We start from the raw sequence: 21,678 nt of genomic DNA on the forward strand, positions 1-21,678 counted from the left end.
GTTCAAAATACATTCTGTGGTATATAATAGTAACCTAGATTATTTAATCAACCAGTTACCTTTTTGTAACTAGGCTGAAAAATGCGAGGATGTTTTGGAAAGTTCAGTAGAAACAGATAGTAAGGGTAGAAAAAAAGTTTTAAATGCTTGCATGGAGCCGTGTGCTATTGAAAAAGGCATGCGTTTGATTGGCGGTAAATGGACGGGCTCTATTATCTATCATTTAAAAGATGGCCCTGTGCGCTTTAATGATTTAACGCGTATGCTGGGTGGTGCAAGTAAAAAAATGATCGACCAACGTCTAAAAGAGCTTGAAAGTAGAGCGATGATCACCCGTCATGTTATTAGCACCCGCCCGATAGCGGTGACCTATGAGCTTACTGACTTTGGCCGCTCAGCACTGCATATTCTTGATGAGTTACGGGTTTGGTCTGAATCGAATGAGATTTAACGCCAGTACTTTGCACTGGCGTTCATTATTTACGGAAAAGAGTAGCGCACAATTCGTTTTACAACAGAAAAGTACTGGCGAAAGAAGCCACCGGTATTGTAGTGAATACCGTGCTCTTTAAAGATAGCTTGCACCTTAGGGGCAATTTCGCGGTAGCGTTTTGCAGGTAAATCTGGGAATAAGTGATGCTCTATTTGATAGCTCAAGTGCCCAGTCATAACATGAAACAGGTTACCCCCTTTGATATTTGATGACCCCAACGCTTGGCGGTAATACCACTGACCTTGTGATTCATTTTCGCAGCCTTGCTGGTTAAATGTTTCAACTTCACCGGTAAAGTGCCCGCAAAAGATAATGGTTGAGGTCCACAGGTTACGTAATAAATTAGCCGCTAGGTTACCTGTGAAAACCCACAAAAATAAAGGCCCAGCAAGCAACGGAAAGAGCAGGTAGTCTTTCACTAGCTGGCGTGCACCTTTACTAAAAAAGCGCTTTTTAAGTTCGCTGTGCGGTACTTTGTAATCGCGGTCATCTTTTTTCTTGCCAAAAAATACTCGCTCGGCTGCCATTTCATGGTACGACACACCCCATTGGAACAGCACACTGAGTAATAGGTAAGTGACAAATTGCCACAGGTTTTTTACCCGCCAACGAAAGTCACTCGATAAGCGCAGTAATCCATAACCGAAGTCGCGATCTTTACCAATAATATTGGTATAGGTGTGGTGCTCGTAGTTGTGAACGCGGTTCCAGCTAGCTCCATCGCACGCTATATCCCACTCGTAAGACTTTGAATTTATGTATTTATCATTCATCCAGTCGTATTGGCCATGCATCACATTGTGGCCAATTTCCATGTTATCGAGGATTTTTGCTGTGGCTAAACTAAGCACACCCACGAGCCATAAAACAGGCTGAATAAAGCCTAGCATTAATAAAATTCGGCCACTCCATTCAAACACTCGTTGGCAAACAATAACGCGGCGAATGTATTTCGCGTCTTGCTCACCGAGTTTTGATTTTACATCTGCTTTAACGCTATCGAGTTGAGCTGCTAATTTTTCAAAATTGACTGTTTTTGTTGTCTTCATGCTGATAACTCCACGTCACTGACTGGTTGCGATATACAAAGTTGAATTAACTGCTCTGAGCTATCAGAGAGCTCACCGGTACGAATATCACGCACGATGCCTTGCTTTTTAACGCATTGGCATTGATGGCAAATGCCCATACCACAGCCAACTGTCACTGGTTGCTTATTCGCTTGTAAGTGGGTCAGTAAGGTTTGTTGGTTATCAATCGTGAATGTTTTGCCCTGATGAGTGAGTGTTAGTTCGTGCTTATCAGAGGTTGCTAAAACAGCGGGGACTGCACTGAAATGCTCACTGTCGATAGGCGTATCTAATTGCTTAGCTAAAGCGGCTGCTTGGTTATACAAAGCAGCTGGGCCGCACACTAACCAGTGTTTATGCGCATTTGGTGTCAGCCATGTCGTCGCATCGCCATCTTTGCTGCGCTCAAGTAAGTGGTAATCAAAATTGCTCAGTGATTGTTTTAGTTGCTCAAGCTCATCTTTAAGCCAGTGGCTGTTTGGTTTTGCGTAATAAAGCAAGGTTATGGTTTTTTTGCTATCAGCGGGTATAGATTTAAGCATAGCTATAAATGGCGTAATGCCAGAACCACCGGCAAGCATAATTAAAGAGCGAGCAGTATTTGGCATAACAAACTGGCCTTTAGGCTCAGAAATATTAAGCCATTGCCCAGACTTCAGACTAGTTAGCTTTGATGTAAACGCGCCTATCTCTTGACTGCGGATCAGTAACCTAATTTGACCTTGCTGTTTTGCCATGTGTGGTTCGCTGGCTATAGTAAATACACGCGTTAGTAATCGCCCATCTGTTTGTATAGTTAACGCAATATGCTGGCCTGCTTGATGAATTGGCCATGCTTTTTCTGGTTCAAGAACCAGCTCAACATTTTGCTCAGCAAACACTTGTACGTGTTTTACTTGTGCACGAAAGTAGCCTTCGCGCCAGCCAGGTTTAAAGCACTGGATCACAGGTTCCCAGTATCCAGCCCATGATTGATGATGTAATAAGTGTTTTGATAATGAATTAAATAACGCGCTCATTTTTTGCCTTTAGCTTACAGGTGTACGCTCAATTGGCGCACAAGTGTAAGTCGAAAAGTGATAATTGCAAGTCTAATTTGAGTATTAGCTCTAAATTGACGGAGCTATATGCAACTTTTAAGAATTTAAAATGTGATAAGGAGAGCTTTAGGAATAGCTGCTTTTTGGGGATATGCTTGATAGGTTCAGCTCATGTAGGTAATTATTCAGGGAAGTGAGAGTGTAGAGCCCATTTATAGGCCGTGTTCTTAAAAGGACGTGTTTGAATTTGGCTATAAAGCTTAACAACAATAGCCAGTTTAGTTTGCAGCTTTGCCACCGGCCCTAGTGGCAAAGCTTAATTGACAGTTTGATATGTAAGATGGGTATTCGTTGTTTTATAAACCAATTCAACCTAATTATTATGCAAACATTATCCCATCTGGGTTTTGTTTGAAGCTATCCTTACTCTCTAGATTGCGCCACACCTTTTCGTGAAAGTAAAACGCAACCGTATTGACCGCAGGCTCAACAATGGCAACCAAGCCACCAATTAAAAAACTACCTGTTAAAAAGTAGGTCACTGTAAACGCGATTGTGAAGTGCATTATTGCAAAAGTAACTGTTTTAATCATTTTGAATACCCTAACTCTCATAATTTGATGAGTTTAGTATTGCTCATTATTTTTAATCTTTAAAATGGAATAAAAAGATTGTTACAATCGGAAAAGTGGATTGTAATTTTCACGGTAATGCTCAGGAAGTTTTATTTCAAATTCTACGAACTCAAATAGAAGTAGATGGTGAGAGGTGTTCGGAAATATGCTTGTCAGTTGGGGTAATAAACTGCGTATTGCTCACGATAATGTAAGGCGGATCTTGAGGGCTATAAAGAGTAGTAAGCTTATATAATTAAATGACTTAAGTTTATTTTAAGTTTAAACAAGTACAGTAGAGTTTCGCTAATAAGTAAACAAGATAATTTTAGATAGCTCATTTTTTGTTTTAGATCATTACAACAAGAGCGCTCAAAGGATAGCTTAATTGTGAGTCTATATTACGTATAAATTGGGCACTTATCTAAAGGCGTTTTTACTAAAGAGGCATTATGAATATTAAAAATACAACGACTCATTACAATACTTTTTCTATTGTATTGCACTGGCTTATGTTTATTTTAATCGTCACTGTTTTTGGCAGTATTGAATTGCGCGAGTTGTTTGATAAAGGTACAGAAACCCGCGACGCTTTTAAAATGTGGCATTTTATGTTGGGTTTATCTGTTTTAGCTCTAGTAAGTATAAGGTTAGTGGTGCGTGTACTGGCAGGCTCAACGCCAGCGATAAAACCTGAGCCTGCAAAGTGGCAAAATACATTGGCTAAACTAGTGCACCTTGCGCTCTATGTCTTCATGATTGCAATGCCAATAGCAGGTTGGCTGATATTGAGTATGGCTGGTAAACCAGTGCCATTTTTTGGCTTAGAGCTTCCTCCATTAGCAAGTGAAAATAAAGACCTTGCTAAAACGATTAAAGAATTACACGAGACAGTGGGTGAAGTTGGCTACTACTTAATAGGTATACATGCCGCTGCTGCATTAGTTCACCATTACTTTTTGGCAGATAATACCTTAAAACGTATGTTACCTCTAAAAAGTGAACATTTAGATAAGTCTGAGTAGTTAAACCTTGATGCCACATACCATGATTTATGGTGTTATGTTTATGGCGCAAAGAGCCACTATTGCCACTTTCTTCAATCACACTGAAGAGAATTAGTTAGCGAACATCGTAAAAGCTATAACCGACTAATTCTCATACTCGCTTTCTATATCACTAAAAAATAGTACTACTTCTTATAGACTTACAAATAAATAGTGCTTCATAATTATATTCCTACCTATTGGTAGTTTTTATTATAATTTATTTTTTTTGGTCTTAATTTAGGGATATATAGAGCGATGATGAAATTTAGGATGCTCGGTTATTTTGTTTTTTTTCTTTTAATATGTAGTTTTCATGGTGCAGCGCAAGATAGCAAGCCTAATCAAGTCACTATCACTGCGCTAGATGAAGGGGTGTGGCTGCATACATCTTATTATACTTACCCAAATGGTACACGATTTCCTTCAAATGGCTTAATTGTTAAAGAAGGAGATAGTTTGACACTTATCGACACTGCGTGGGGAGAGTTACTCACTTTAGATCTTCTCGAAGCAATACACTCTGAAATTAAACTGCCAGTAAGCAAAGCATTTGTTACACATGCCCACGGCGACCGAGCAGCAGGAGTTGATGTACTTGAATCTAAGGGGATCGATGTTTTTGCCCATCCATTAACTGTTCAGCTAACGACAGAGCAAGGAGCGGCAGTGCCAAACAATACCATTAAAGAGCTTAAAGAAGCAGGCTCAGTTGTTAAATTTGGCTCACTTGAGCTGTTTTATCCTGGGGCTGGGCATGCAATGGACAATGTTATGGCATGGTTACCTGAAAAAAGAATTTTATTTGGTGGTTGTGCGGTTCGATCACTTCAGTCATCATCTGTTGGTAACTTAGTTCATGGCGACATTCATTCTTGGCTAAATATTACAAAGCAATTAAATAAACAATTTAAAAGCGCAGTGATGGTTGTTCCTGGGCATGGTGATGTAGGCGGATATGAGTTGCTCTCTCATACAGAAAAATTAATATCCGATCATCTTAAATAGACGTTGATGATGGTGGCTTTAAACTAAATCTGAACAGTTTAAAGCCCCTTTATTTCCTTGTGGTCTGCGCTCAAAAAGTACGTAAAATCCAACGTGAAAGTAACTTTAAATTCGCTTTGTATTATTTCAAACTCGTCTTGCCGAATTTGACTGGTAATGAAAAATGAACCTGCAGATACTGTTAATTAAAAGTAAATACTTTTAAATTTGAACACACATCTAAAGGTTGAATATGCACACAATAAATAAAAAGGCATTAGCAGTTGCTGTCGCTTTAGCTTGCTCATTACCTGTACATGCACAAAACGAAAATCAGCAGGATATTGACAATAAAGTATCAAAAGAGCCGCAAAGTGGCTTAGAAATCATTTCTGTTACGGCAACAAAACGCAAAACGAAGTTGATGGAAACACCGGTAGCAATTACGGCGTTAACAGAAGCTGAGCTTAAAAAAAATGGTGTTAATAATATTAAGGATATTGCGAACCTTGTTCCTAGTCTTGATATTTCAACAGCAACCGACCAATCAGCACCCGTTATTTCAATGCGCGGGGTACGCTCAACCAACCTAACAGAGCTAGGTGATCCTGCGGTTGGTGTGCACTTAGATGGTGTGTATTCACCGAGAATGCAAGGTGCGCTTGCATTGATGTACGATATTGACCGTGTTGAAGCATTACGTGGTCCTCAAGGCACCTTATTCGGCCGAAATTCTACGGTTGGTAGTATTAATGTTATATCTGCAAAGCCACAATTTGAAAATTTCTTTGGCAATGTGAATGTTGAGGCAGGTAAGTACAACAGCAAAAACATTGATGGCGTTGTTAATATTCCAATTAACGAGGAATTTGCAGTTCGTTTCGCAGCAAAAGGTTTGAAGCGTGATTCTTATTTAGAAGGCTACTATGATCCTAACCAATACGATACTCGCAGGCTTTCTGATGATGTATTAAATGCACCTGTAATATCAGAAGACTCTTATCAAGGTGTTGGTCAAACTGTTACTCAAAGAGAAAACTGGTGGATTGATGGTGCTGGTACCGATCCAGAAGCACAAAAAGTTCGCGCATTAACACCTGCAGATAAAAGTGATTTTTATAACAATGCAGATGAATATTCATTCCGTGTGAGCACACTTTGGGAGCCATTAAATGGTAATTTCTCAAACCATACGGTTTTCCAAAAGTACGTAAATAACAGCAACAATAATCTTGATTTAGTTAACTGTGATAAGTTAAGAGGACGTCCAGCTGAAATGGGGGGCGATTGCTCAAATTTCTTGCCAAGTGACAACACTTATCAAGCGGTTGTGAATGTTCCTGGACAATTAGATTTAGACATCACTTATCTTCGCAACACATTAAATTATAACCTAAATGACGAATACAATATCGTTTGGTTGATGGGTTATGAAGACATGAAAAGAGAGTCAGCACAAGACAGTGAAGTAGGTCTTGACCCATGGGATGGTGCAACCTACTTTTTAAACGGCACTGGGGCTGAATCGTTTTCAACAGAATTACAACTTCAATCTGATGAATATGGTGACTTCATATGGATTGTAGGGGCAAACTACTTCCACGAAAAAACCACAACCGTGGGTTATTATGATAATCCAATGGATGATAAAGCGTTTTGGGATCAACCTGATCGCTCAACAGATGCATTTGCCATTTTTGGTCAAGGAACATACAAACTAACCGAGAAGTTACATGCAACTTTAGGCTATCGTTTTAGTGATGAAACTAAGCAAGACAAAGGCGGCAGAACGTATCGATGCTCAAATGCCGATGGGTGTGCTGTAGGTTGGTTAAATAGATCAGACCTAAACAATCTGCCAGTCGACTATTACGAAGACCCATCAATATATGCGTCTTACTTTGAAAATGACAACAAAGGAAGCTGGCAACATCATGACTTCCGTGTTGGCTTAGATTATGACATTTCATCAGAAACCATGCTGTATGCATATTTAGCGAGTGGCTTTAAAGCGGGTGGTATTGGTGATGTATACGAAGTAGTTAACGATAGAACCGGTGATGTTACCCGGTTTGAAACGAAGTTTGATCCAGAAGAAGTATTAACGTGGGAGCTAGGGGCTAAATCAAGCTTTTTTGATAACTCACTGAATTTAAAAGCTGCTTTTTTCTATACAGACTATACAGATATGCAATATGCATCGGTTGGTTCGATCGGTAATGTTGAACGCTTATCAGTGGTGGAAGATGATAACGGAACACCTATTTTAGGTGATGATGGCGAGCCTGTTCTTGATTATCAAAATCAACCTGTGATTGCTTATTACACTCAGAATGTTCCAGCATCAACAATTAAAGGTATTGAATTTGAATTTGACTGGAAGCCATATCCAAATGGTCGCATTACAGGTTACGTAACTTGGACTGACGCTAAAATTACGGAAGATTGGAATACTAAGTGGGATTATGATTCAGAGTATCTATTTGATATCTCTTATGAAGAATCAAAAGATCCAGAAAACACATTGTTGGCGACAAACCTCAAAGGTAACAACCTAGCAATGACACCTAAATACACTGCGAATATTAGTTATACGCATACGTTCAATTTAGGTGAGTATGGCTTTATTCATGGTTGGTTTAACGCAAGTTGGAAAGATAAATCGTATTCAACGGTGTGGAATCTTGATAAACATTTAGATGATATGGATTTTGCAGTTTCAGACGAAGCGACAAAATATATTGATGATAGCCGAGATGCATTCGCCGTTTATAACGCATCTTTGAAGTATGAGCCTCAAAGCCAAAAATGGTATGCGGAGTTATTCATTAACAACGCTTCTGATGAGACCATTCAATATTGGAACAACACGAGTAAAGGTGTACCAAAAGGTAGTTTTGGCATGCCGAGATACTATGGTGTTAGAGCCGGTTTCTCATTTTAACCTTACGATTAAGCGCTCTCATATTGCTCAGCAATATGAGAGCTAACCAGATTAAGAGGCAAAAAAATGAAAAAATTATGGCTACCTCTAGCAACTTTATGTGTTGCTTTTTTATCCCCTAATTTAAGTGCAAACTACTTCAAAGATAACTTTTCTTGGGGATACAACACGAGTATTTGGACTGCACGACAAGGTGACAATGGCACGCCATTTGGGTGCTCCTTTGAGCCTAATATGCAAAGCCCCAGCGAGCATGGCTTAACACTAACCTTATCGCAAGGCACATGTTCAGAATTACAGAGCAATCAGTTTTATAGTTATGGCAAGGTACAAGGTCGATTAAAGTCAGGCAATGTTGCTGGTACGGTTTCATCGATATTCACTTATACCTCATGGTGGGATAGTCCAGGTCGAGCATGGCAAGAAATAGACATTGAATTGCTGCCCTCACTTGGTAATGTTGTACATACAAATATTATCTATCAACCGCAAGGTGGTTTATATCAAAGCTGGGAACAAGACATCGATTTAAGCCAATTTGGGCTTGATTACCGTGAAAATCTGCTCATGATAGGCTTTGATTGGTCTAGCAGTGTTATTCGTTGGTATCTGTATGATGCCAATGGCCAAGAGCAAACTATTCGTACCGTTTATAAAGATAATGGTGATGGTGTGCTGGCAAATAATGAGATACCTGCTTACGCTTGGCCTGTTGATAACACCAAAATTATGATTAATCACTGGCACGGCGATAACTCACAAGAAGCCAATTACTTTCCTGGGCAATATTATGGTGCTTCATCTTGGGTATATTATGATTTTATTGAATACATACCTAACTAACTATTTATTTTTCAACGTGTTGTATTATAGGTTTTAAATGTCTAGATTTAAATTTTCACCATTATTATTAAGCCCATTGGTTCTTATTGGGCTTGTTTATAGTCATCTTTCACATGCCATCGACAGCGAACAGGTAAACTGGCCTGATGTAAATACTAAACTCAAACAAGACCCTGCTGTTGAGAAGCAAATTGATGAGCTCATTGAAGGAATGACAATTGAGCAAAAAGTAGCACAAATGGTTCAACCTGAAATAGGCTATTTAAGTGTCGAACAGATGCGCAAGTATGGCTTTGGATCTTACTTAAATGGAGGTAACACCGCGCCTTATGGTAATAAACGTGCCTCGATGAAACAGTGGCTTCAATATGCCGATGAGATGTATCAGGCATCAGTAGATGCATCGATAGATGGAAGCGCAATTCCGACGGTTTGGGGCACAGATGCAATGCATGGACATAGCAATGTTTATGGAGCTACGTTATTTCCACATAACATAGGTTTAGGTGCAACCAGAGATAAAGAGCTAATTAAACGCATTGGTCAAGCGACAGCAAAAGAAGTTGCTGCAACCGGAATAGAATGGAGTTTTGCGCCTACTGTCGCAGTGGTCAGAGACGATCGGTGGGGCAGAACATATGAGAGTTATTCTGAGAACCCTGATTTAGTTAAAGATTACGCAGGCGAAATGGTTGTAGGTATTCAGGGAAGCATCAACAATGATTTCTTAACAGGAACAAATCGTATTGCAACAGCAAAGCACTTTGTTGGTGATGGTGGAACTGAGCGTGGTATAGACCGTGGCAACACTATTATTGATGAAAAAGGTTTGAGAGATATTCATAGTCCTGGCTATTTTTCAGCAATAAATGAAGGTGTTCAGTCTGTTATGGCATCTTTTAATAGCTGGAACGGTCAACGTGTGCACGGTGATAAATACTTGCTAACAGAAGTACTTAAAAAGCAAATGGGCTTTGATGGCTTTGTTGTCAGTGACTGGAATGCTCACAAATTTGTTGAGGGTTGTGATTTAGAGCAATGTGCTGCAGCTATCAATGCAGGTGTTGATGTTATTATGGTTCCAGAGCACTTTGAAGCCTTTTATCACAACACGGTTGCGCAAGTGAAAGAGGGTACTATTTCTGAAGAAAGAATTAATGATGCTGTTCGACGTTTTTTAAGAGCGAAGATCAGATGGGGCTTATTCTCAAGAGGTAAACCATCAAGCCGATCTGAATCTCAGCATCCTGAATGGTTAGGTGCTGCCGAGCACCGTGAGCTTGCTAGAGAAGCTGTTCGTAAGTCATTAGTACTATTGAAAAATAATAACCAAATACTGCCAATTAAAGCAACAAGCAAGATACTGGTTGCTGGTGATGGTGCCGATAGTATTGCAAAGCAAGCAGGTGGATGGAGTGTTTCGTGGCAAGGCACAGACAACACCAATGACGACTTTCCAAATGCGACGTCAATTTTTGCTGGCTTAAAGAAGCAAGTTGAAAATGCCGGTGGGCAAATTGAACTAAACGAAGCCGGAAACTACTCGGTCAAACCTGATGTAGCTATTGTTGTTATTGGCGAAGAACCTTATGCAGAGTGGTTTGGTGATATCGAATATCTTGAATATCAGCATAAAACAAAAGCAGATCTAGCATTATTGAAAAAGTTAAAAGCAGACGGCATTGCGGTTGTTACTGTATTTTTGAGCGGTAGACCACTTTGGATAAATAAAGAACTCAATGCATCTGATGCATTTGTTGCTGCATGGTTACCTGGCTCAGAAGGCGAGGGCGTAGCAGATGTTTTATTGACCGATTCGAAGGGCAACATTCAACATGATTTTTCAGGTAAGTTGAGCTTTTCATGGCCAAAGTATGACACGCAATACACATTAAACTTAGGTGATGAAAACTATGATCCATTGTTTGCTTACGACTACGGATTAACCTACCAAGACACGGTTAATGTGCCTTTACTGAGTGAAAAAACATCACCTAAAAAGCAAGCTAATGAAGACGCAAAGCCACTGTTTGTTAGAGGCTTAGCAGAGAACTTAGTTTGGCGCTTAAAAGACGCAAATACCGCTGCCATCGAAACAACAGGTTCTTCAGCAACCAGTGGTGATGGTGCTAGTTTGTTAATGCAATCAGTTAACTTGTCTTATCAGGAAGATGCAAGACAATTCATTTGGCGAGCAGGCGCAAAGAAAGCTACTTTGAGCTTAAGCTATCAGCAGCCTGAAGTGCTCAGTGATGCAAGTAAGTCAGCTATTCTTGAACTTAAAATGAGAGTTAACACAGCGCCAAGTAAAGCGACTCAAATACAATTAATGTGTAACAATAACCATTGCATGCGTAACATTAAGTTTGAATCAATAGAAGCCTTGATGAATGATAAGAAATGGCATACGTTAGCGATACCGTTAAATTGTCCATCTGCGTTAAATAATATGACCAAGGTGACAGAGGTGTTAAACGTTTCAGCAAATGCTGCCAGCTTAGCTGTTGCGGATATAGCACTGACTAGTAAACCAAATGCAGATGCTTATTTACTCTCATGCTCTGACTAAATCTTAGTAAAGCTGATGAGCAAGTAATGCCCATCAGCTTTACCTTATGGATTGAATAATTTGAATACTAGTAACCCCCGCAGCCACTTATTTTGGCTGTTTCAGATATGTGGTTGGGTTGTTTACGCAATGCTAACCGAATTAATGATTAAAGTACCAAGTGATGAGCCTTGGACTATCCATATCCCGCATCTGATTATTGATACAATCTGCGGCTTTTTAATTACCCTGTTCCTGCGAAAAGTATTCTCCTATATCAATTTTATTGAGCTAAAACTGAAGATTGCGCTTCATGTTGTCGTTGTTATAACTGCGACGTTAATTTGGACACAAATAAAGTGGATTACGCTGCAGTGGTTTTATGGAAACTTTTGGCAACCTATGACGTGGTTTGACTTTGGTACATGGACGTCGGCGTCATTAACAGTGCTTTCAACATGGGCCGCGTTTTATTATGGGATCAAGATTTATTTAGATAACTTAGAGCAAACGCAAAAAGCAGCTGAAGCCACACACCTAGCAAAAGAGTCACAATTAAAAATGCTGCGTTATCAGCTTAATCCCCACTTTATGTTCAATAGTATAAATGCGATTTGTACATTGATTTTGAAGAAAGAAAGTTTAGAAGCTGTCAAAATGCTCGAAAAACTGTGTGATCTATTGCGCCACAGCTTATATACAGATCCACTTGAGAAGGTAACAATTAAGGAAGAAATTGGCATTCTTAGCAATTATTTAGATATAGAAAAGTGTCGATTTACTGATAAGCTTGTTGTTGATATTTCTGTTGCCGATGGTTGCAACGAGTTGTTGATCCCCTCTATGTTGATTCAACCCCTTGTCGAAAATGCTTTAAAGCATGGCATGTGTTCAAACCAGAAAATGTGTATCACCATTGCAATAGAAAAAACGAAGAGTTATTTAAATATAAAAGTGTCTGATACTGGTAAGGGATTTGGTGAGGAAAGTACCAACAAAAGAGGTATCGGGTTAGCTAATTGTGAGCAACGTTTAAAGCTAATGTATGGAAAGTCACACCGTATAGAAAAGGGTAACTTAAGCGAAGGTGGCGCTTGGGTATGTATAACGTTACCTATGAGTGGTCATAATAAATGATAAAACTAAACACGATACTGGTTGATGATGAATACAGCGCCGTCGAAGGTTTACGTATTCGACTCGAACATTTTCCTGAAATTAATATTGTTGGTAGTGCATGCAGTGTTGACGATGCAATTGAGCTGATAAATAACAAAGAAATAGATTTAATTTTCTTAGACATCGAAATGCCCTCTAAATCAGGTTTTGAATTGATAAAGCATTTTCAACCAGAAGCATGTCCTGCGGTCATCTTTGTCACAGCATTTCATCAACATGCGGTCCAAGCTTTTGAAGTTAGAGCCATCGATTATTTATTAAAACCGGTAAAACTAGATAGACTTGCTGAAGCTATTGAAAGAGTTATAAGTAAAGTAAAGCTATTTCAAAAAAGTGAGTTGATAGCGCTACAACAAGAAGTGAGTAGCAAGTCAGAGCAAAACAAACACTCTGCTAATCAGTCAGACTATAATTTTGACAGTGATCACTTGGTTATCCGGGATGCTAAAAACCCGATTCAAATAATTTCATTCACCGATATTCTTTGGATTGATGCGGCTGGCGATTATATGTGTGTGCACACCGCTACCGATACCCATGTTATGCGAGCAAGATTAAAGGAACTCGAAAGTAATATGCTGCCAGAGGCATTCTTGCGGATCCATAAGTCGACAATTGTTAACTTAGCCTATGTAAGACAGCTTGAGCCATTGCGCAACTCAGAGTACATGGCAACCTTAACTACAGGTAAAACCTTAAAAGTAAGTCGAACCTACAGTAAGCAATTAAAAAAGCTGATTTAAATAAATCGGTGCTGTTTTACAACACCGCGTTATAAACAGCACCTTACTATGCAGTAGTATTTACGGCTGTTTTGACCAAACTGATTTTAGAATGTTAAACCCTATCGCACCGAGAACGACACCTGTTACTTTATCAATATAAAATGCGGCTCTAATGAATTTTTGTCTGATAGTCGTTTTTGACAACATATAAATAATTGCCACATCCCAAAAAAAGACGACTAATGTCATCCATACTCCTAAAAGCACTTTAAAGCTAATGCTGACCTCAGGGGTTAGTGCAACAGTAAACAAGCTTAAATAAAATAATAAGTTTTTAGGGTTTAAAATACCTGAGAGAAACCCAGTTACAAACTCTTTGCAAAAGCATGATAATGAAAATTCAGTGGATGCCTTGGTATTTGTGGAGAAATTAGCATAGGCATTTTTAGGGGCTTTTAAGGCGTGATAGGCTATATACATCAAAAATAAGCCACCAATAACTTTGAGCGTTACCATCAAACCAATTGAGGTGGATAATATGGCGCCAACTCCAATTAAGCATAAGGTAATATACACTGCATTAGCTGTTGCAATCCCAAGTGCTACACCAATCGCATTCTTTTGATTGCCTTTTAATGCACTTTTAACAACCAAAACAAAATCGGGCCCAGGACTTAGCAATGCAAGAAAGTGTGCAGCTGCAACCGAAACAAATATACTGATTAAATTAATATCCATAACTTCCTCAAAAAATAATAATACCAATCTGCAATTCTTAATTATTTTAAGGGATAAAACGTGTCGCTAGCTGCGTTAAAGTTTCTTATTTAGAACCACTAAATAACGAAATTATTACCGTGTTATTAGCGAGGTTTTATTGCCTCAGAGTAGTTTGCTTAATTAAGTGAATTGCCATATTCAAAAATTAAATGGGTCAAATTAACATCCTTTTCTTGCTTTAATCGAAAATACTAAAGGAACTTGATGTCCTTTGTGAAGTAATTGGTAGCCTTTATCATGAACATACTCTAAGCCTTCAAAGCAGTCATAAGGGCTATATGGGTATTCGTCGAATGACTCAATCGTCAAACTAGCCTGAATGAGTGAGTTTATAATGTCACTAATTGAGTGACTCCAGGTTACTGTTTTTGACTTTGTACCATCACAATTTTCGGTGTATGTTCCTTCTTCTTCAATGGTAGGTTCAGAGTCATGAAAATAAGAGTAGCCATTTAATAACTCATTAAAAGAGTGAAATTCAACCAGACATAAAGTGCCGCCAGCTTGTAAAGAGTTAGAAATTACTTTAACCCATCGATTTAAATCTGGTAACCAATTTAGAACACCATAAGAAGTGTAAACAATATCAAAAAGTTGCTGGTTGATAGCGTCAAAATCGTAAACATTACTTTCGATAAAAGTGGCTTCTAAATTTAAATTTTGTTTGAGCTCATTGGCATACTCAATTGCAGTAGGCGATAAATCAACACCCGTTACACACGCGCCAAGCCTTGCCCAAGAGAGCGTGTCTTGACCAAAATGACACTGTAAGTGCAATAGCGATTTATCTTTCACATCTGGGAGTAGGGCGAGCTCGATGGGATTGAGTGAGTTTCTCCCATTTTTAAACATTGGTATATTGTAAAAACTAGACTGGGTATGAAGATCAGTTCTTTTATTCCATGTATCTCTATTTACTTTAATATAATCCATATGCGTCCTATCCAGCTAACTTCTAATTAGGCACTGCTCAATCATTGCAGCAATGCCTAATAGAAATAATAATATATTATATTTTATACAACAAACATAAGCCTTTAGTCACATTGAGAACCCAGTTCTCCCACAGTAGTCTGCCAGTCCGATCTTTGCCTGTCGCTTGATAAGATAACTGAACCAAATAAGTTAACTTTTGGCGGTGCAAAACCGCAAAACTCAAGCGTGTGTCGACCCAACTGCTCTAAAATAGGCTGTGCTAATTGATCTATTAGCTCCTTTGGGGTGTCCATGGTTAGGATAAGTCTTGCAGTTTTGCCGGTTAAAAGTGGTGTTGGAAGTAAACTATTTTGTTCAAACGTAAAGGTAACCCCAGGCAATAAAACGCGATCAAACAGCCCTTTTAATTTAGCGGGTAGGCTACCCCACCAAACTGGCGAAATAAGCACGAGATGATCGGCCCAAAGGAGTGCATTTGTAAATGCTTCTAAGCATGATTCTAACGGCTGTACCTGATCATAACCAAAGCTGAGATCTGGGTTAAAGTCCATTTCAGACAGTCTAAAAGTACGTATATTTGCCGTTTCTTTAGCAGTGCATTCATATGCATCCACTAAAGAGTCAGCAAAGCTATTGGGTTTTGGGTTTCCGTTTAAAATGAGTATGTTTTTCACAATCAAGACCTTTGTGTTAGGAAATAATTGCTACTCTAAAGCCTCCCCTTAACGGGAGAGTCAATCACTATCTGAAAAAATTTTGAAATTTTGCTCAGTCAACGTTCCGATGAAATTCCCGTAAGTTCAGTTACTAAACTGATATAGACGCTTTTATAAAGTGGTCAACAGGTGCAATATAGTTAGGTTTTATTAAGCCAACTAAACGACTCACGTAAAAACCCCATGGCGTGGTGTTTTATTAATTCTCCATGAGCCATAATGATAACTTCCGGCTCCCAAGCCAATATTTTTTCAAAATGCTGTCTAGCTTGAGGCTTTTTAAACATAAAGCTGAGGCGCCAATCTATCGGTGTTTTTCCGTTAGGAGCTAAGATCCCCGCACCTTTTGCGAGCCATTTTTGCCAAGCCTTGAAGTTGTCACCAGAAAAGTTCTCAATCAGATCAGTCACAATCAATGTTTTTGAGTTGTTATGGAAAAACACACACTCTTCCATAAAGGGTGAGCCTGTAAATAACTCTTGGGAAATATCTGCCTGCCACTGCCAGTCCAAGTCGTCATTAAGGGATGCATCAAAAGAGATATCATTGCGCTTTTTTATGACCTCACTAGTGCCATAAGTTTTAGCATCGGGATATGCTGCAATCCATTGTGGTAAAAACAAGTGATGTAAGTGATTAGGAGCTATAAGGTATTTAACCGGGCCTAACTGGTCTATTTGGCTCTTTAAGGCATCGCTCAGGTGGATAGGACTGTGCACCCATAGATCACCATTCGCGAGTTTAATAACAGTCATGCGGGTTGTAAAAGGTAAAAAAAAGAACGTTACTGCTTCACCATCAAAAATCCAAATGTCAGTTGCTAACTTTTCCATGATCTTCCTTAATTAATTCGTAAGAACGCTTAATTATTTTCAGGGATTAAGCCTGTCGCTACCTGCATTAATGATTTCTTATTTAGAACAACTAAATCAGTAATCTTTGCCCCGTGATCAACGAGATTTAATTTGTCTAAATTGCTACCTAATAGAGCGAATTGGTATGAAATCGAAGTTATTAAAGGCCCAATTTTTGAAAATATAAAAACGACTTTATTGAAAGCACACTGTGTATGCTATCTAGCTTGATTAAATCAATAACCTACAGCGATTATAAACTCTCCACTTAAGGGGAGAGTCAACTAACTATTTGATGTTAATAAGGCCAACACATGAATCAATATGGGCGATTTTTTGTTTTGTCTGCTCAATTTGTGTTTGCAAACGACTCTTAAGATGCAACAAAAATTCTCTAATCTCGGCCCAGTTTGCTTGCCCGTTTTCATACTTTATAAAGCCCTTCAACTCAGCGAGTGTAACCCCCAGTAATTTTGCTTCTGAGATTAGCTTTAATACCTCTATGTGTTCATTTGTATAAACACGGTACTTTCCTTGACGTTGAGGGGTTGTTATGAGGCCTTTTTCTTCGTAAAAGCGAATTGTTTTAACGGATAAATTGGTTTTTTTGGCTACTTCACCGATAAACACCTGCTTCTCCATTTCTATAGCAATTTTGTTCGTTACTTTTTAACAAGCGATATCGTATTCGCTTTTTATTAAGATCTGGTTAAACGTGTTGTTGAATCGCGGATCAACAAGTTTGGCGTAAATATATGCTCTATATTAGCGCGATTTTGTTTATACACCTGTTTTAACACTAAGTTCGCGGCCATAATACCCATTTTTTCGACAGGGTTATCAACGGTCGTCAAAGTTGGATATAAATAATTTGTGAAATGAACATTATCAAAGCCGATGATTGCCAGATCTTTGGGAAGATCAAGCTTGTGCTCTCTTGCACATTTCATTACGCCCGAGGCCATTTCATCATTTGCACATACAACAGCTGTAAATTCTTTATTGATGTTGAAGAAATGCTGTAAGCCTTTGTATCCGCCTGTTTCTTTAAAGTCACCCACGAAAAGAGACTGCTCGTCAAATGCAATACCATATTCTTTTAGCGCTTTTTTGTGGCCTTCAAGTCGGTTATAAGCATCTGGCTTGAATAAAGGGCCTGCTATGTAATTAATCTGTTTATGGCCTTGCTCAAGTAAGTGCTTAGTCGCTAAATAGCCACCCATTACGTTATCGAGGCTAATGCAGTTTTCTTTCATTTGATCTACATAGCGACTGATTAGATAGATTGGAGTTTTACCTTTATTTAATTTTACTAAATATTCATCACTTACGGCTTCAACGTGGGCGATGATCGCATCACAGTTACGAGAAATTAAAAATTCTAAGCCACTTTTTTCTTTGTCTTCTTCACTGTGTCCTGGCGTAATAATGACATGTTTACCAGCTGCCCTTAATTGGGCTTCAATAGCAGACATCATTTCACCAAAAAATGCACCGTCTAGTTCAGAGACTAAAATCCCCACACTATTGGTGCAATTTGAAGCAAGAGAGCGCGCTATCGAATTTGGTTTGTAACCTAGCTGCTCCATCGCATCGAGGACTTTTTGTTTGGTTTTTTTGCTGACGTAATCATTTTCATTTAACACCCGAGATACGGTTGATAAAGAAACGCCAGCGAGCTCTGATACCTGATAAATAGTTGCCATAATTACTGTTTGATATAAACCTTAACTGTTTAATTTACAGACTTGCACGCCTAATTGCCAAGTCTTCTGTTATTTTTTCTGTCATTTCAGATGTTAATGGATAAAAGGCCATCAGTGCTGCGGCTATTAGAGCAAACGCTGCTGGTAGCCAACTCATTAGTAGTATCATGCCATCGAGTGAGTGTGCAATGGTGGTTTCGTCCATTCCGTCATAGCCATAACTTGCAAGTACAACAAGCACTAAGGCTCCGGCAAATCCACCCCCCGTTTTTTGCACGAAAGTTCCTGCTGAGTATATGAGGCCAGTGGCACGGCGTTTATTTTTCCACTCAGAATAGTCAGCACTATCCCCAAGCATCGTAAAAAACAGGGTAGGCATCATGGCTGCGAAGAATTCAGACAGACAACCCATAACAAAGATCAGGCTGAGGTTATCATTTGGCAGCCAAAAGAAACAAATGGTAAAGAAGGCACTTAGTAATAATGAAGCGATAAACAAAGTACGTTTACCCAGAATCTCAGCTAATTTTCCTGTACTTAACGCGCCGAAAATTGAGACGATTAATAAAGCTATAAAGTATTGGCCAGTTAAAAGCTCATTACCTACGTAATATTTAAAATAATAAGCAATGACACCATATTTAATGCCATTAAACATCATTGTTAAAAAGCCCATACCTAATAAGATCAGCCATGGTTTATTTGTAAGTAAATCAACCATATCTCGTTGAGTGCCACTTAGCTTACTATGATCGCTTGCAAGTAAGCGACGAATTACGACAGTCATAAAAATCATTGTTGCCGCAAAAAACAAACCGGAGTAGAGCTCGCGATAATAGAAAAATAATGTGATCGCCAATAAAGGAAGAATGATAAAAGGTAAGCTTTTACTTAAATCAGTTAGCTCAGTTTTTAGTGAAACTTGCGTTTTTGTTGCAGGTTGAACGCGCTCCTTTGTACTTACAAACGTGATTAACATGAGTACAGTGAGTAAGGCCGCAAATACATACATAGTGTATTGGTAACCTTGTGCGCTATTTCCTTGCCCAAAGTATGCAACTAAATCAGGTAAAAAGCCCATAACTAATAAGCCACCTGCAAATGCTCCGGCAAAGCGAAAGCCAGACAGTTTAGTTCGCTCTAGGTCATCACCAGTCATAACCCCCATTAAAGCAGAGTAGGGTACGTTACTTACCGTATAAGCTAGAGTGAGCCCTATATAAGTGAAATAAGCATAAAATAGCTTAGCTGCTGGGCTTATGTCAGGTGTTGTGAAGCACAACACCATAAACAAGGCGAGAAAAGGAGTTGACCACAATATCCAAGGACGAAATTTACCGAAACGTGTTTGCGTTCTATCTGCAATCATCCCCATTATTATATCTGTCACGCCATCTGATAAGCGCACAACTAAAAAAAGTAACGCAGCAGCGGCGGCAGAAATACCAAATGTGTCTGTATAAAAAACGGCTAAATAGGCCAAAGCACCACGCCAAACTAAATTAGCGCCGGCATCGCCCATCGCGTAGCCTATTTTTTCGTAGATGGGAAGTGTGTGTTTTATCATTATTGTTGTCTTATTATCGGCGCGTGATTAACTGACTATATGCTTTACCACTTAGCTTTACTGTTCGTACTTGTGTATCGTAATCAACATGAACAATTCCGAAGCGTTTTGAATAACCTTCTGCCCACTCGAAATTATCCATTAAGCTCCATGCAAAGTAGCCAGCCATGTTTACGCCTTGTAGTATTGCGTCATTCACAGCATTTAGGTGTGCATTATAATAGTCAACACGGTCTTGATCGTTTACCTCTCCATCTACCATTTTGTCAGCCATCGCAGCGCCATTTTCAGTGATATAAATCGGCGGTAACTCATATTTTTCATGCAAAGAGACTAATAACTCAGTCAATGCTGGTGGATATATCTCCCAGCCGATATCTGTCATTGGCGCTTGATGAGGCAGTTCATGATAATAATCAGTGTCACTTGCTTCATAACGTAATCGGGTATAAAAGTTAACGCCCAAGAAGTCTAATGGTTGGCAAATAATCTCCATATCGTCAGCTAGAATGTCAGGTCTATGAGCGGCTGGCAACTGTTCGATAATGTCAGGGTAAGCTCCTTGCATTACAGGTTTCATATACCATTGGTTTATGTAGTCATCAGCAAAAGCTGTTGCAGCTAAATCGGCTTCGCTAGACGATACAGGATAACAAGGAGTAAAGTTAAGTACGATACCGTTAAGTGAATCCGGGCTATTTTTATTTAGTACTTTCATAGCTAAGCCATGTGCAAGCAGCAAGTGGTGGGCAGCTTTACGTCCAAATTCTCGGCCTTTGATCCCAGGGGCATGAACACCAATTTCATAGCCTAAATAAGAGCTGCAGAAAGGTTCATTCAAGGTCGCGTATGAATAGACTTTTCCTGATAAGGCCTGACTAACTAGGTCTACATAATGCGCAAATTCGTAAGCAGTTTCGCGATTTAACCAGCCGCCTTTATCCTCTAAATGCTGTGGTAAATCCCAGTGGTATAAAGTGACGAATGCTTTAATATTTCGACGCATTAACTCGTCTAAAATATTAATGTAAAAGTTAATACCTTCTTGATTTAAAGTGCCATCTAATTTTATGACTCTTGGCCATGAAATAGAAAGACGGTAAGCATCTACACCCAAAGAGTCGATTAGTTCAATATCGTCTTTCCATTTTTTAACATGCTCGCAAGCGAAATTACCATTTGAGTTATCAGCGATTTTTCCTGGAGTCGCGCAAAAGGTGTCCCAAATACATGGAAGGCGCTTATCGGCAGCTCCTTCTATTTGAAACGAAGCTGTCGCAACGCCATAGATAAAGTCTTTGCTAAGCATTGTTGAGTTTTTTGGTAACGTGAGCTGAGTCATGAAATGAAACCTTTGGTAAACAAGAGCAAGTAAATCTTGCGGCTAAATTTAAAATTTTATGGTAGCGCTTCCATAAAATTACCGTAACACCCCATAAGGATGTTTGTTGTTTTGTGGTAGCGCTTCCATATTTAGGTTAGAGGCTAATCTGCAAACGGTCAACCGTTTATTTTATTTAGCCCTAAATATACAGTGAAAATCTGCTTTATCTTTTAATAATTAATAGGTTAATGGTTTATTACTTTTATAAATTTAGCGCTAATTTAAGAGCTGATAACGACGTAACTA

General features: G+C 39.1%; 19 protein-coding genes. 8 read left to right on the plus strand and 11 right to left on the minus strand.

Annotated features, from left to right (window positions below; genetic code table 11):
- Nucleotides 1-94 precede the first annotated feature (94 nt).
- Nucleotides 95-451 carry a helix-turn-helix domain-containing protein gene (locus tag E5N72_RS19750; RefSeq protein ID WP_054553546.1) on the plus strand — a complete coding sequence of 119 codons (357 nt, stop codon included), beginning with the start codon at nt 95-97 and terminating at the stop codon, nt 449-451.
- A gap of 29 nt (nt 452-480) precedes the next feature.
- Here the strand turns inward: E5N72_RS19750 and E5N72_RS19755 are convergent, their stop codons facing one another.
- The 3 genes from E5N72_RS19755 to E5N72_RS19765 form a co-directional block, all read right to left on the minus strand.
- The gene (locus E5N72_RS19755) at nt 481-1,542 is read right to left on the minus strand and encodes an acyl-CoA desaturase (RefSeq protein WP_135926801.1); all 1,062 of its coding nucleotides are present in this window, start codon (nt 1,540-1,542) and stop codon (nt 481-483) included.
- Nucleotides 1,539-2,582, minus strand: a complete 1,044-nt coding sequence (locus E5N72_RS19760; RefSeq protein ID WP_240704568.1) for an iron-sulfur cluster-binding domain-containing protein — start codon at nt 2,580-2,582, stop codon at nt 1,539-1,541. The genes E5N72_RS19755 and E5N72_RS19760 overlap by 4 nt, the downstream gene beginning before the upstream one ends.
- Nucleotides 2,583-2,983: 401 nt before the next feature.
- Nucleotides 2,984-3,196: a DUF2061 domain-containing protein gene (locus E5N72_RS19765; RefSeq protein ID WP_063527308.1), complete on the minus strand. Its 213-nt coding sequence runs from the start codon at nt 3,194-3,196 to the stop codon at nt 2,984-2,986.
- 473 nt (nt 3,197-3,669) lie between these two features.
- On the opposite strand from E5N72_RS19765, the gene E5N72_RS19770 reads away from it, so the two are divergent.
- From E5N72_RS19770 to E5N72_RS19800, 7 genes are all read left to right on the plus strand, one after another.
- Nucleotides 3,670-4,242, plus strand: coding sequence for a cytochrome b (locus E5N72_RS19770; RefSeq protein WP_063528325.1), 573 nt, complete (start codon nt 3,670-3,672; stop codon nt 4,240-4,242).
- Between the two features lie 279 nt (nt 4,243-4,521).
- A complete protein-coding gene (bla, locus tag E5N72_RS19775; RefSeq protein ID WP_135926802.1) occupies nt 4,522-5,271 on the plus strand; it encodes a subclass B1 metallo-beta-lactamase in 750 nt (249 codons plus the stop codon).
- A 232-nt stretch (nt 5,272-5,503) separates the two neighbouring features.
- Nucleotides 5,504-8,194, plus strand: a complete 2,691-nt coding sequence (locus tag E5N72_RS19780; protein WP_135926803.1) for a TonB-dependent receptor — start codon at nt 5,504-5,506, stop codon at nt 8,192-8,194.
- Between the two features lie 66 nt (nt 8,195-8,260).
- The gene (locus E5N72_RS19785) at nt 8,261-9,037 is read left to right on the plus strand and encodes a family 16 glycosylhydrolase (protein WP_135926804.1); all 777 of its coding nucleotides are present in this window, start codon (nt 8,261-8,263) and stop codon (nt 9,035-9,037) included.
- 37 nt (nt 9,038-9,074) lie between these two features.
- Nucleotides 9,075-11,606 (plus strand): glycoside hydrolase family 3 protein, encoded by a 2,532-nt coding sequence (locus E5N72_RS19790; protein WP_135926805.1) that lies wholly within the window; start codon nt 9,075-9,077, stop codon nt 11,604-11,606.
- A gap of 129 nt (nt 11,607-11,735) precedes the next feature.
- Entirely contained in the window at nt 11,736-12,722 is a 987-nt protein-coding gene (locus E5N72_RS19795) for a histidine kinase (protein ID WP_135926806.1), read from the plus strand.
- A complete protein-coding gene (locus E5N72_RS19800; RefSeq protein WP_135926807.1) occupies nt 12,719-13,507 on the plus strand; it encodes a LytTR family DNA-binding domain-containing protein in 789 nt (262 codons plus the stop codon). Before E5N72_RS19795 ends, E5N72_RS19800 begins: the two co-directional genes overlap by 4 nt.
- Before the next feature lie 60 nt (nt 13,508-13,567).
- Here E5N72_RS19800 and E5N72_RS19805 read toward each other — a convergent pair whose 3' ends face one another.
- The 8 genes from E5N72_RS19805 to E5N72_RS19840 all read right to left on the minus strand — a co-directional run bounded on the left by E5N72_RS19805 (nt 13,568) and on the right by E5N72_RS19840 (nt 21,390).
- Entirely contained in the window at nt 13,568-14,227 is a 660-nt protein-coding gene (locus E5N72_RS19805; RefSeq protein WP_135926808.1) for a LysE family translocator, read from the minus strand.
- A gap of 201 nt (nt 14,228-14,428) precedes the next feature.
- Nucleotides 14,429-15,202 carry a class I SAM-dependent methyltransferase gene (locus E5N72_RS19810; RefSeq protein WP_135926809.1) on the minus strand — a complete coding sequence of 258 codons (774 nt, stop codon included), beginning with the start codon at nt 15,200-15,202 and terminating at the stop codon, nt 14,429-14,431.
- A 104-nt stretch (nt 15,203-15,306) separates the two neighbouring features.
- Nucleotides 15,307-15,879 (minus strand): NAD(P)H-dependent oxidoreductase, encoded by a 573-nt coding sequence (locus E5N72_RS19815; protein ID WP_135926810.1) that lies wholly within the window; start codon nt 15,877-15,879, stop codon nt 15,307-15,309.
- A 182-nt stretch (nt 15,880-16,061) separates the two neighbouring features.
- Entirely contained in the window at nt 16,062-16,754 is a 693-nt protein-coding gene (locus E5N72_RS19820) for a DUF4336 domain-containing protein (RefSeq protein WP_063527685.1), read from the minus strand.
- 309 nt (nt 16,755-17,063) lie between these two features.
- Complete coding sequence (locus E5N72_RS19825) at nt 17,064-17,405, minus strand: MerR family transcriptional regulator (protein WP_063527686.1); 342 nt, start codon at nt 17,403-17,405, stop codon at nt 17,064-17,066.
- Between the two features lie 68 nt (nt 17,406-17,473).
- On the minus strand, nt 17,474-18,481 hold the full coding sequence (locus tag E5N72_RS19830; protein WP_135926811.1) for a LacI family DNA-binding transcriptional regulator: 1,008 nt from the start codon (nt 18,479-18,481) through the stop codon (nt 17,474-17,476).
- 34 nt (nt 18,482-18,515) lie between these two features.
- Nucleotides 18,516-20,048, minus strand: coding sequence for an MFS transporter (locus E5N72_RS19835; RefSeq protein ID WP_135926812.1), 1,533 nt, complete (start codon nt 20,046-20,048; stop codon nt 18,516-18,518).
- Between the two features lie 13 nt (nt 20,049-20,061).
- Nucleotides 20,062-21,390 carry a GH1 family beta-glucosidase gene (locus tag E5N72_RS19840; RefSeq protein WP_135926813.1) on the minus strand — a complete coding sequence of 443 codons (1,329 nt, stop codon included), beginning with the start codon at nt 21,388-21,390 and terminating at the stop codon, nt 20,062-20,064.
- Between the last annotated feature and the right edge of the window lie 288 nt (nt 21,391-21,678).

It is taken from the genome of Pseudoalteromonas sp. MEBiC 03607, assembly GCF_004792295.1.
Lineage (GTDB): Bacteria > Pseudomonadota > Gammaproteobacteria > Enterobacterales > Alteromonadaceae > Pseudoalteromonas > Pseudoalteromonas lipolytica_C.

Bases quoted from the DNA above. Each gene is read 5' to 3' on its own strand.
- E5N72_RS19755 (WP_135926801.1), bottom strand. From the start codon at position 1,542: ATGAAGACAACAAAAACAGTCAATTTTGAAAAATTAGCAGCTCAACTC.
- E5N72_RS19760 (WP_240704568.1), bottom strand. From the start codon at position 2,582: ATGAGCGCGTTATTTAATTCATTATCAAAACACTTATTACATCATCAA.
- E5N72_RS19765 (WP_063527308.1), bottom strand. From the start codon at position 3,196: ATGATTAAAACAGTTACTTTTGCAATAATGCACTTCACAATCGCGTTT.
- E5N72_RS19770 (WP_063528325.1), top strand. From the start codon at position 3,670: ATGAATATTAAAAATACAACGACTCATTACAATACTTTTTCTATTGTA.
- bla (WP_135926802.1), top strand. From the start codon at position 4,522: ATGATGAAATTTAGGATGCTCGGTTATTTTGTTTTTTTTCTTTTAATA.
- E5N72_RS19780 (WP_135926803.1), top strand. From the start codon at position 5,504: ATGCACACAATAAATAAAAAGGCATTAGCAGTTGCTGTCGCTTTAGCT.
- E5N72_RS19785 (WP_135926804.1), top strand. From the start codon at position 8,261: ATGAAAAAATTATGGCTACCTCTAGCAACTTTATGTGTTGCTTTTTTA.
- E5N72_RS19790 (WP_135926805.1), top strand. From the start codon at position 9,075: ATGTCTAGATTTAAATTTTCACCATTATTATTAAGCCCATTGGTTCTT.
- E5N72_RS19795 (WP_135926806.1), top strand. From the start codon at position 11,736: ATGCTAACCGAATTAATGATTAAAGTACCAAGTGATGAGCCTTGGACT.
- E5N72_RS19800 (WP_135926807.1), top strand. From the start codon at position 12,719: ATGATAAAACTAAACACGATACTGGTTGATGATGAATACAGCGCCGTC.
- E5N72_RS19805 (WP_135926808.1), bottom strand. From the start codon at position 14,227: ATGGATATTAATTTAATCAGTATATTTGTTTCGGTTGCAGCTGCACAC.
- E5N72_RS19810 (WP_135926809.1), bottom strand. From the start codon at position 15,202: ATGGATTATATTAAAGTAAATAGAGATACATGGAATAAAAGAACTGAT.
- E5N72_RS19820 (WP_063527685.1), bottom strand. From the start codon at position 16,754: ATGGAAAAGTTAGCAACTGACATTTGGATTTTTGATGGTGAAGCAGTA.
- E5N72_RS19830 (WP_135926811.1), bottom strand. From the start codon at position 18,481: ATGGCAACTATTTATCAGGTATCAGAGCTCGCTGGCGTTTCTTTATCA.
- E5N72_RS19835 (WP_135926812.1), bottom strand. From the start codon at position 20,048: ATGATAAAACACACACTTCCCATCTACGAAAAAATAGGCTACGCGATG.
- E5N72_RS19840 (WP_135926813.1), bottom strand. From the start codon at position 21,390: ATGACTCAGCTCACGTTACCAAAAAACTCAACAATGCTTAGCAAAGAC.